General features: G+C 40.9%; 9 protein-coding genes and 4 tRNA genes. 4 read left to right on the top strand and 9 right to left on the bottom strand.

The genetic code is table 11. The features are described 5' to 3' along the window. The 8 genes from CWB76_RS18400 to murB form a co-directional block, all read right to left on the bottom strand. Nucleotides 1-420 (bottom strand): GTP-binding protein (locus CWB76_RS18400; RefSeq protein ID WP_138609572.1); only part of this gene is annotated, 420 nt, incomplete at its 3' end. A gap of 135 nt (nucleotides 421-555) precedes the next feature. After that, nucleotides 556-631 (bottom strand) — tRNA-Thr (locus CWB76_RS18395). Nucleotides 632-641: 10 nt separating this feature from the next. Further along, a tRNA-Gly gene (locus CWB76_RS18390) sits at nucleotides 642-716 on the bottom strand. Nucleotides 717-762: 46 nt separating this feature from the next. Beyond that, nucleotides 763-847: transfer RNA gene (locus CWB76_RS18385), tRNA-Tyr, on the bottom strand. Between the two features lie 41 nt (nucleotides 848-888). Further along, a tRNA-Thr gene (locus CWB76_RS18380) sits at nucleotides 889-964 on the bottom strand. Between the two features lie 126 nt (nucleotides 965-1,090). Then, a complete protein-coding gene (locus CWB76_RS18375; protein ID WP_138609570.1) occupies nucleotides 1,091-1,789 on the bottom strand; it encodes a type III pantothenate kinase in 699 nt (232 codons plus the stop codon). Continuing rightward, complete coding sequence (gene birA, locus CWB76_RS18370) at nucleotides 1,786-2,778, bottom strand: bifunctional biotin--[acetyl-CoA-carboxylase] ligase/biotin operon repressor BirA (protein WP_138609568.1); 993 nt, start codon at nucleotides 2,776-2,778, stop codon at nucleotides 1,786-1,788. The genes CWB76_RS18375 and birA overlap by 4 nt, the downstream gene beginning before the upstream one ends. Next, nucleotides 2,775-3,785 (bottom strand): UDP-N-acetylmuramate dehydrogenase, encoded by a 1,011-nt coding sequence (gene murB / locus CWB76_RS18365; RefSeq protein ID WP_138609566.1) that lies wholly within the window; start codon nucleotides 3,783-3,785, stop codon nucleotides 2,775-2,777. The genes birA and murB overlap by 4 nt, the downstream gene beginning before the upstream one ends. Nucleotides 3,786-3,929: 144 nt before the next feature. On the opposite strand from murB, the gene CWB76_RS18360 reads away from it, so the two are divergent. Then, the gene (locus CWB76_RS18360) at nucleotides 3,930-5,771 is read left to right on the top strand and encodes a M1 family metallopeptidase (RefSeq protein ID WP_138609564.1); all 1,842 of its coding nucleotides are present in this window, start codon (nucleotides 3,930-3,932) and stop codon (nucleotides 5,769-5,771) included. Nucleotides 5,772-5,821: 50 nt separating this feature from the next. Here CWB76_RS18360 and CWB76_RS18355 read toward each other — a convergent pair whose 3' ends face one another. After that, nucleotides 5,822-6,424 carry a DUF2057 domain-containing protein gene (locus tag CWB76_RS18355; RefSeq protein WP_138609562.1) on the bottom strand — a complete coding sequence of 201 codons (603 nt, stop codon included), beginning with the start codon at nucleotides 6,422-6,424 and terminating at the stop codon, nucleotides 5,822-5,824. A gap of 92 nt (nucleotides 6,425-6,516) precedes the next feature. On the opposite strand from CWB76_RS18355, the gene CWB76_RS18350 reads away from it, so the two are divergent. The 3 genes from CWB76_RS18350 to CWB76_RS18340 all read left to right on the top strand — a co-directional run bounded on the left by CWB76_RS18350 (nucleotide 6,517) and on the right by CWB76_RS18340 (nucleotide 9,992). Beyond that, the gene (locus CWB76_RS18350) at nucleotides 6,517-6,888 is read left to right on the top strand and encodes a histidine triad nucleotide-binding protein (RefSeq protein WP_010392287.1); all 372 of its coding nucleotides are present in this window, start codon (nucleotides 6,517-6,519) and stop codon (nucleotides 6,886-6,888) included. Nucleotides 6,889-7,098: 210 nt separating this feature from the next. After that, nucleotides 7,099-7,755, top strand: a complete 657-nt coding sequence (locus tag CWB76_RS18345; RefSeq protein WP_138609560.1) for a helix-turn-helix transcriptional regulator — start codon at nucleotides 7,099-7,101, stop codon at nucleotides 7,753-7,755. Between the two features lie 80 nt (nucleotides 7,756-7,835). Beyond that, nucleotides 7,836-9,992, top strand: a complete 2,157-nt coding sequence (locus tag CWB76_RS18340) for a response regulator (protein WP_138609558.1) — start codon at nucleotides 7,836-7,838, stop codon at nucleotides 9,990-9,992. Nucleotides 9,993-10,014 lie beyond the last annotated feature (22 nt).

Below are 10,014 nucleotides of genomic sequence, written 5' to 3'. Positions count from 1 at the left end.
CATGTCACATTTGTTCATGAATACAACGATGTAAGGAACGCCAACTTGGCGAGAAAGTAGGATGTGCTCACGAGTTTGTGGCATAGGACCGTCAGTCGCAGCAACTACTAAGATAGCGCCGTCCATTTGAGCAGCACCAGTGATCATGTTTTTAACATAATCGGCGTGACCAGGACAATCTACGTGTGCGTAGTGACGAGTAGGTGTATCGTACTCAACGTGAGAAGTTGAGATTGTGATACCACGCTCGCGCTCTTCTGGAGCGTTATCGATTGATGCGAAATCTTTAGCAACACCGCCGTATACTTTTGCAAGTACGTTAGTGATTGCTGCAGTTAGTGTAGTTTTACCGTGGTCAACGTGGCCGATTGTACCAACGTTTACGTGCGGTTTTACGCGTTCAAACTTTTCTTTTGCCATGACGGAACCTATCAGTTTTGTGTATCTAGATTACATATGAAAATAATCCACCATAGGTAGATTAAGTTAATTTTTTCAAATTTCAAATAGTTTTTTCTGACAGATAAAGGAAGTGTTTAAGGAGATTCAATTGACTGGTGCTGATAGGCAGATTTGAACTGCCGACCTCACCCTTACCAAGGGTGCGCTCTACCAACTGAGCTATATCAGCATCATCAAATTGGAGCGGGCAGCGGGAATCGAACCCGCATCATCAGCTTGGAAGGCTGAGGTAATAGCCATTATACGATGCCCGCTTTAAGGAACCTGTTCTTAAACTACCTCTAACCGTCTAGAATAAAGTGGTGGAGGGAGCTGGATTCGAACCAGCGAAGGCTGAGCCGTCAGATTTACAGTCTGATCCCTTTGGCCGCTCGGGAACCCCTCCACGATAATTCTTTATACTAAGCACTTCCGGTAAAAGGAAAGTGGTGCCGACTAACCGAGTCGAACGGTTGACCTACTGATTACAAGTCAGTTGCTCTACCAGCTGAGCTAAGTCGGCACTGCTTTAGTACGGGGCGAGATTCTAGAGTAAGGTTTATTGGGATGCAACCAAAAAATTAAAAAAAATGTGATTTTATGCTTCAAACGCTCACTATTCGCGCAAAAAGCAGTTTTTTTGTTGTTTTTAACTCTTTTTAGCTAACTCATACCAGTAATTTAAGCCTTTCATCACTAGCATTGGGTCGAAAATACTGTCTGAAAAATGCCCTTGTAATAGCTGACCATAACCACCAGCAAAAATTAAAAGGCTATTTTTTGTATTCAAATGCAGCTTTGCTTGTTCAATTGCGCCAATAGTTGCCACTAAAGCGCCGTTTTTTAATCCGTTGGGGGTATTTTTGCCAAGTTCATTAGCAAATGGCGTGTTTGCATCATCAAATACGCGCTGAGTATTTTGAGTGAGTGAGGCAGTCATTAAATCAAGCCCTGGTAATATCCAACCACCTAAGTGCTGCCCATCATTATTAAGGACGTCTATAGTCGTTGCCGTGCCTGCATCAACAACAATTGCGGCCGTATTAGGGTAAAGCGAATAACCACTAATGAGCGCCAACCATCTATCTATACCCAAATTACCCACTTGTTGATACGCGCAATGCAACGTACCGAGTTCATGACTAACCGTAGCCTCAAAGCAATCGACATTTTGTGCTTGGGCTTTTTCTAATAGCTGCTTGAGTAATTCACTACGGCCCACACAAGCGTAAACAACAACCGTAATTTGCAGCCATGGAATATTATTAGTATCGCATGGCTGTATTTGCCCATCTTGCCACAATACAGCTTTGAGTGAGGTATTACCTACATCAATGAGTAATCTCATGCTTGCGCCTTTCTTAATGAAATCTCACCGCCATAATAACTTTTCACTTCACCGTCTTGGCGAATACGTACACCACCATGCGCATCTATACCTTCACAAATGCCACACCAACTACGATGTCCGGTATTAAGCTCTACCTGCTGACCAGCAAATGCATTTAATGCATTCCATTGTTGATACATAGTTTGTAAGCCATTCTCACGATATTGCGCTAAGCGTTGCTCTAAACAATAAGTTAATGAAGCTACTAGTTGATTTTTATCTAGCTGCTGGGTGTGCTGACTTAAATCGGTCCACGCTTGGTCAATGTACTGACTGGCACTTTGTGGCATATTTAAATTAATACCAATCCCTATTACCAACTGACATGGCCCTTGTGGCTGCCCGTCTAATTCTACCAAGACACCTGCGAGTTTTTGTTTGTTTATATAAATGTCGTTTGGCCATTTAAGCTCTACTTCAATACCATAAAGTGCTTTTATCGCATCATACACCGCTAAACCAACAGCAATCGATACGCCCATCGCGGCTTGTAAACCATCATCTAAGCGCCAAAAATAACTGTAGTATAAGTTTGCACCAAAGGGTGATTGCCATACTCGGCCTCGACGCCCCCGCCCTGCTTGCTGCATTTCGGCTACAATTACGGTACCCGATTTTAGTGCTGCTTTAGCTTGAATGCGGCGCATTAACTCGCTGTTGGTTGAATCAATCAGTGGTTGCACTTCAATATTCGCGGTATTAGCGCCTAACTCAGCATAGTGCTGCTGTATGCTTTGCTGATTAAGTAAACCTACTTGGTTATTTAAGCAATAGCCTTTACCTGTAACTTTAAATACATCTAAGCCCATAGCCTGTAAGCTTTGAATATGCTTACTTACCGCCGCGCGACTTATTCCTAATTCATCGCCTAGTGCTTGCCCAGAGACGAACCCACCTTCATTCAGTGCATTTAAAATAGCCAGCTTGTTTCCATCAGGTGCCTTCATACTGATTGCTCCAAAGAGATATGGCATTCATTGTGTTGATCAATTAACCGCACTTCGTGTTCTAAACTTATGTTGTAACGTGTTAAAACAATATCCTGAATGTGAGCAATCATATTAATTAAATCATCCCCTGTACTATTACCATGATTAACTAGTACCAGCGCTTGTTGTTGATGCACTTCTATACCTGCAATTTTATATCCCTTCAATCCCGCTTGCTCTATTAACCACCCTGCAGCCACTTTATGGTGACCGGCATCATGCGGGTAATGAGGTACCTCAGGATATGTCGTAATTAACTGCGCTAATTCACTATTGGTGATAATAGGGTTCTTAAAAAAACTGCCCGCATTAGCCAGCTTATAGGGATTTGGGAGTTTGCTGTTACGCGTTTGTATAACTTGTGCGCACACTTGCTGTGGCGTCGGGTTTTTTAGTTGTTGTAGCGGCCCATAACTGAGTACTGGCTGCCATATTTTAGACAACTTAAAGTGCACTTGGGTGATCACTGCTTTATTTTTTAGCGCGTGTTTAAATACCGATTCACGATAAGCAAAGTGACATTGCTGATTAGTTAAAGATTTAAAGCTACCGCTATCAATATCAAAATAGTCAACAGCTTCAATAAACTGAGCTATTTCTACGCCATAGGCACCAATATTTTGTACTGGTGCAGCGCCGACTGTACCAGGGATGAGAGCTAAGTTTTCAAACCCCGCAATACCTTGCTCCAGCAAGTAAGTCACTAATTGATGCCAATTTTCACCGGCAGCTACACTAACTAAAAAGTCATGCGAGCGCTCAGTTATAGTAATGCCTTGGGTTGCCATTTTAATGACCGTGCCTGCATAGTCATTTAAAAAAATAGTATTGCTGCCCTCACCCAACAAACAAAAGGGGACTTTAAAGCACTGACTTTTAAGCTGCGCTGAGTCGGTAATCTCGACAAAATTTTGGCATTGGCTACTTAATGCAAATGTATGTAAGGGTTGTAATGAGTGCGGCACAAAGCCCTCTAAAGGTAGCAGTAATTAATCGCTCTAGTTTAACTCATCGTCGCAAATTGCGCATCAGCTTGTAAAAATTGTTCAACCCACTGCAGCAATCATGATATAAAACCTGCACTTTTTTTATTTGTACTCAAGGTAATTATGAAAATCAAACCTCTTTTTTTAAGCCTAGCTATGGCAGGTATGTGCTCGCAAGCAATGGCCAGCGCTATTGATCAAAATTCCTACGCCAACCTTGATGATGTTATCACCACGCATTTAAACCTTGATTTAGACATCGACTTTGCTGATAAGCAATTGGAAGGTTTTGTTGAGCATACGCTACAGTGGCAAAATGCCAACAGTAAAAAGCTAGTACTTGATACCCGTGACCTTGATATTGATAAAGTGATGTATCAAACGGCAAATGGTAATTGGCATAAAGCTAGTTTCAACCTTGCTAACCGCGATGATGTTAAAGGCTCAAAACTAACTATTACCTTTAAAAATCAAGCACAAAAAGTTCGTATTTACTATAACAGCCGCCCAGAAGCGTCTGGCTTACAGTGGTTAACGCCAGAGCAAACTGCCAGTAAAACTCACCCGTTTATGTATAGCCAGTCACAAGCGATTCATGCGCGTAGTTGGATCCCAGTGCAAGACACCCCAGCAATGCGTGTAACTTATAATGCGCGCATTCATACCCCTGAGGATATTCGTGCAGTAATGAGTGCTGATAATAAAGATGCTCTTTATAAAGATGGTGATTACCACTTCACTATGCCACAAGCTATTTCACCTTACTTAATTGCAATTGGTGCAGGTAACTTAGAATTTAAGGCCATGTCTAAGCAAACTGGTATTTTTGCAGAGCCGACTATTTTAGACGCCTCGGTTGCTGAATTTAATGACACCCAAGCGATGATCGACAAAACCAATGCCATGTACGGCGACTATGCATGGGGTCGTTATGATTTACTTATGCTACCACCTAGCTTTCCATTTGGAGGTATGGAAAACCCACGTTTATCATTTATTACCCCAACCGTTGTTGCTGGCGATAAAAGCTTAGTTAACCTGATTGCGCATGAACTTGCACATTCTTGGTCTGGCAACTTAGTGACGAACGCTACATGGGAAGATTTGTGGTTAAACGAAGGTTTTACCTCTTACGTTGAAAACCGCATTATGGAAGAGGTATTTGGGCGTGACCGAGCTGTTATGGAACAAGCACTTGATGCAGCTGGCCTACGTGCGCAACTTAAAACCATTGATGCTCCAGACACACGCCTTAATTTAAAACTTAATGGCCGCGATCCAGATGATGCGTTTAGCTCAGTGCCTTACACAAAAGGTCAGCTATTTTTAATTTACCTAGAAGAAAAATACGGCCGTGATAAGTTTGATGACTTTGTTAAGACCTACTTTAATGAATTTGCATTTAAATCGCTAACCACCGCACAATTTGTTACGTACATCAAAGCTAACTTAATTGAAAAGTATCCAGGCGTAGTGAGCATGGATAAAGTAAACGAGTGGATTTTTCAGCCTGGTTTACCAAGTGATGCACCTAACCCAACTTCTAACGCGTTCGATAAAGTCGATACTGCAACAGCGAGCTGGTTAAAAGGGGATACAACGGCGGCACAATTACCCACTGTAAATTGGACTGTGCATGAGTGGCTACACTTTTTAAACAACTTACCGCGCGATTTAAGCATTGAAAAAATGACTGAATTAGACGGCGAGTTTAACTTAACCCAATCAACCAACGCAGAACGTGCGTTTGCATGGTATATGCTAGCAGTAGGTAATGGTTACCAACCGATTTACCCTGCGCTTGATAAGCATTTATCGGGTATTGGTCGTCGTAAGCTTATCGTGCCGCTTTATAAAGCGCTTATTACCAATGGTAAAAAAGATTGGGCACAAAGCGTGTACTTAAAAGCGCGTCCGGGTTATCACCCACTGGCACAAGGTACTATTGACGCATTATTTAAATAGCATTATCAATAAATTAAAAAGGGCCAACTTGGCCCTTTTTTAATGCTTAATTATTTCGTTACTTTATCTAAAAAAGCCTGCCTTTCAGCGGGCGTTGCTTGTTGCCACCAAAAGTCGAGCATATTGGCAGCGCTTGGCATGCCCTTACCATTAATTGGCGCAATCGGTTTAATTGGGCGACTTGGTTTTTGTGGGCCGGCAGGGGTTTCTGAGGCCTGCTGATTAAACTGTGAACTTTGTAGTTGTCGTTCAGCTATCACATTTAATGGCTCAGCTAAGGTACTGCCTTTTGCTTTTAAGCTTACTTGCGGTGCCTCAGCAAATACTTTTGCTGCCACCGCATTTTCAGCACGATTAAATACTAAGGTGTAATCTTTACCTGCTTCAACGGTTACATTGACCCAAAAGGGCTCTGACTCAATCACTTCGTGATCGTCATAACCTAAATCATATAAATCTGTGTATTTAAGCTTTAACTGATAAGTACCCGGTGCTAACTCAACATCATCAACACGACTAAAAATCGAACTTTCAATGACTCGTTCACCCACTTGTAAAGGAACAAACTCCTCGGGAAAGTGAATGTTTTCTGCCAAACTAGATGCACTCACCAAGAGCGCCGCTACACTGCCTAATAATATTGATTTACGCATAATTACTCCTTTAGTTGATTTCAGTTTGACACTGCTGGCAAAATTTGTCATTAGTGGTATACATATTAATCGAAAAAATTAGAGTCATCATTATGAGTCAAGAGACTATTTTTACTAAAATTATTAATCGTGAAATTCCTGCTGACATTATTTACGAAGACGACCTAGCACTTGCATTTAAAGATATTAACCCTCAAGCACCCTTTCATGCGTTGATTATTCCTAAACAAGCCATTGCCACGATTAATGATGTCACTGAGGAAAACTCACATCTTGTTGGTCATCTATATGTGGTAGCGGCTAAGCTTGCCAAACAACTTAATTTTAGCGATGACGGCTACCGCGTGGTGATGAACTGCAATGAACACGGTGGACAAACCGTTTACCATATTCATTTGCATATGCTAGCGGGAAAAGAAATGGGCTGGCCTCCGTATCAAAACACTAAAAAAGTTGCGCTATAATCACTCATTAAATCCTGTATCTTAAAAAATACATTAAAAATACGGCGTTTTTCTTATATACCAAAAAAACAATTACTTATTTGCAACATTTTATGTTTAAATAATCGTAAATCGCACCTTTTCGCCAGTGAAATTGTTACTCCCTAATACAAAAGGTGTGCAGGGATCGTGGTAAGATTAATTAGCCAGCTTTATAAAAGAGTAAAATACATGAGCAGTTCAGCCTTTTTGTTGTTAGATGAAGAACCAATTAACACTATTGGTATTAACGTTTTAGAGCCTTTGTTAAAAACGCAGGGCCTAGACGTAACTACAGGTACGAATATTTTAGATGTTCCGGTAGGTACTCGCTTATTGTTCATTGAAACATCAAGTAAAGACGCATGGACTAAGCTAAAAGAGCAGCTCGTTAATTTACGCGTCAAATGCGATATTGTGTTGTTCAATTTAGATGAAAACCCAGAGCTTGCTAATCGTGCATTACTCAGTGGTATTCGCGGTGTATTTTACACCACCGATAATGCTGACGTATTAATGAAAGGGATTCGTTTACTACTTGAAGATCAGCTTTGGTATCGTCGTGATATTATGTGTAATGCGCTCAACCGTATGCTGCAATTTAACAAAGACGCACTACATAAGCTAACTGATGGCGATATTGAGCCAATAAAACTCACTAAACGTGAAAAAGCGATTATCTCGTTAATGAGTAACGGGTCGAAAAATAAAGAAATTGCTGAAGAGTTAAGCATTAGCCCGCACACGGTTAAAACTCACTTATACAGCGCATTTAGAAAAACTAAATGCCGTAACCGTATTGAACTACTCTCTTGGGCACAACAAAATATTCCTGACGAAATTCGTTAAGGCTTATTTAAATAAATTTAATACAGGCACTTCAGGTGCCTGTTTTTATATCTTCTTTAAAAATCGCTGTTGGGGTCTTAATGCTCGACTCATTTACGCTTTATTTTGCCAGTATCGCTGTTATGACAGTGATGACGTTACTGAACTTTTTAACTTGGCGTACCAATAAGCATGTCCCCGGCACGTTACTTTATATCTCCTACCCTTTACTACTATTAGCCGCCATTGTGGGCTTTGCGCTCATAGGTAAAATCCCTGAAAAGCTTGCCATTACCTTTGCTAATAGCATGATGTTTTTAGCGTCCATTGTGCATTGCTTATCGCTGAGTCAGTTTTTAAATTATCGTGGTCGTGGTTTTAAATTTGTTTGCCTATTTACCGCTGCCAGCGCTTTATTGCTTGTTTACTTCACTTTTTTTCAGCCATCTATGCGCTCACGGGTTTATATTTCTGACTTTCAACATATTGTAGAAGCCGCTTTTTTACTATTTGTTTTTTTTAAATATGCGCGAAAACCTTATCCTAATGCCAGTATTGTTTACATTATTATTTTAACCTTGGTTGCAGCCAGTTTTATCACTCGAACTATTTTTATGGATCGCGTTGCACAACAAGATGCAATATTAAACCCATGGTTTGACTCACTATTATTTTTGAACAGTGTGATTGCCCCTATGTTTTATGCAGCCGGTATGGCTCTATTGTGTAATGAACGCAGAGAATTAAGGCTTAATAAACTTACCGAAAAAGCACACAAAGACTTAGAGATTCGCGGGCTCTTTTTATCAACTATAAGCCATGAAATACGCACCCCATTAAACGGCATTTTAGGCAGCGCACAACTGGTGTTAAACCAAACTAGCGACAGCCGCAATAAAGCTTATTGCGAAGCCATTATCAACTCAGCTGAGTCGCTCAACTTACTAGTAGATAAAGTGCTGGAATACGCAAGCTTAGATCAGCATGACGAAGCCTTGTACGAAGAAGACATAGAGTTCAAAACTTGGCTACAAAACTTATGCCTGCTGTTAAGCCCTTTGGCCGAACAAAAACAGCTTAAATTTGAGCTTGCCTGTAACATCCCTGATAAAGCCTGTTATTACTGCGATCAACAAAAGCTCAGACAAATCATTATTAATCTTGTTGGTAATGCGATTAAATTTACCGACACCGGCACAGTAAAAGTACAGATTGATTTAATTAATGAAACTCAGCTCGATCATACCCTTAAAGTAAGCGTACTCGATTCGGGCCCGGGTATTGAAAAAGATGAAATTGATTATTTAACTGAGCCCTACATCCAAAGCAGTGCCGGTAAGGAAAAAGGCGGAACGGGGCTTGGTCTGGCTATAACTAGTCGCCTTCTCGATAAAATAAATAGCCAACTAGAAATCACCAGTGAGCTGGGAGTGGGTAGCGTATTTAGCTTTAACATGACGCTAGCCATAGGTGAACTTAGCCTTGTAGAGCAGCGCCATCAAAGTAAGGATTATTTAACCGGACTTGATGTGTTACTTGTTGAAGATTTAGATTTAAACCAAAAAATAGCCGTTGAATTTATGGCTGACGACGAGCATAAAATTAAGCTCGCTAAAGATGGCAAAAGTGCGATTGAGTTGATGAAAAAATACCACTTTGATGTGGTGTTACTTGATATGAACTTACCCGATTTAACAGGGCAGCAAGTGCTAAAAACACTCAAGCGAGTGGAGCATAAAAATCAGCGAACTCCGGTGCTGGCCTTTACTGCCAGTTTGAGCCCTGATGAAATAAAAGAATACTTAGCACTGGGTATTAAAGACATTGTTGGCAAGCCATTAAAGCAAGAAAAACTACGCCAAGCATTGAGTGATTCACAGTCAACACAAACAGCTAGCATTGCCGTCGAGCTGATTGATACGTTATACGATGAAACCGCAACAGAGACCTTAACAAGCTCTTTTAGTATTGACGAAGTATCTTCTATTTATAATGAGTTTATCCTATCTGCGCGTAATAAGCTGAGCCGTTGCCAAGCTTTATTAGAGCAAGACCCCGAGCAATGCATTAAGTTATTACATCGCCAAGCCAGCACCGCAATGCAACTTGGTTTTAATAGCTATGGACTGGCACTGAAAAAAATAGAACGACGCTTACTTGATAAAAAGCCATTAAATAACTCATTAAATGAAGCCAGCACACTGTGGCAACACAGTTTAGAAGCCTATTTAAGGTATGTGCGCCAAGGGCTAGAGTAATACGGTTACGGGCTACCAAGTT

It is taken from the genome of Pseudoalteromonas sp. S1609, assembly GCF_005887255.1.
In the GTDB taxonomy this organism is placed as follows: domain Bacteria; phylum Pseudomonadota; class Gammaproteobacteria; order Enterobacterales; family Alteromonadaceae; genus Pseudoalteromonas.
The sequence above is the reverse complement of the archived record's forward strand: the minus strand, read 5'-3'. Positions and strand labels throughout refer to the sequence as shown.